Below are 212 nucleotides of genomic sequence, written 5' to 3'. Positions count from 1 at the left end.
CGTGCCAGCAGCCGCGGTAATACGGAGGGTGCAAGCGTTAATCGGAATTACTGGGCGTAAAGCGTGCGTAGGCGGCCATTTAAGTTGGATGTGAAAGCCCTGGGCTCAACCTGGGAACTGCATCCAAAACTGGATGGCTTGAGTGCGGAAGAGGAGTGTGGAATTTCCTGTGTAGCGGTGAAATGCGTAGATATAGGAAGGAACACCAGTGG

General features: G+C 53.3%; 1 rRNA gene. It reads left to right on the top strand.

From position 1 onward, the window contains the following. Positions 1-212: ribosomal RNA gene (locus ACY2RR_RS24940) — 16S ribosomal RNA — on the top strand; the annotation flags it as partial.

The organism is Parendozoicomonas sp. 2304DJ65-17, from assembly GCF_058148445.1.
The sequence above is the reverse complement of the archived record's forward strand: the minus strand, read 5'-3'. Positions and strand labels throughout refer to the sequence as shown.